Raw genomic sequence first — 458 nt, 5'->3', positions numbered from 1 at the left:
CCCGGCGAACATGCCCCTGGCCTTGTCGCGGACCTTCTCGACCACCTGGCGCGCGAGTTCCGGGAACCGGATCTCGCGCCGATCGGCGAACGCGCGCGCCTGGTCCTGCTCGGGCGTGGCATAGTCGCCCGCCATGTCCTTGCCCCGGTCGCGCGACAGCGTGCGCGCGAGCTGGCGCTGATCGGCGAAGTCGTCGCGGCCATAATGAAGCTGCACGCCGTCGCGGTGCCGCGACAGACCGACATAGGCGCTGTGGCGGTCCATGCCCGGCGTAGCGAGGACGTGCGCGCGATCGACCGTCACGCCCTGCGCCTTGTGGAACGTCGCCGCATAGCCGTGATCGACCGCGGCATAGTCCTTCGCCTCGAACGCGACGCTCCGGCCTCCGTCCAGCCGGACGGTCATGCCCTCGGGGCTGACCCGCTCGATCGTGCCGAGCGTACCGTTCTTTACCCCCA

The 458-nt window shown here is 70.3% G+C and carries 1 pseudogene; it reads right to left on the bottom strand.

What is annotated here, in order from left to right:
- Positions 1–458 (bottom strand): annotated as a pseudogene (locus tag AACY49_RS30895) (hypothetical protein); the annotation flags it as partial.

Source organism: Pseudomonas sp. EL_65y_Pfl2_R96, assembly GCF_963970905.1.
GTDB lineage: Bacteria > Pseudomonadota > Gammaproteobacteria > Pseudomonadales > Pseudomonadaceae > Aquipseudomonas.
Note: the sequence above shows the minus strand (reverse complement) of the source record. Positions and strands in the feature narration are given on the sequence as shown.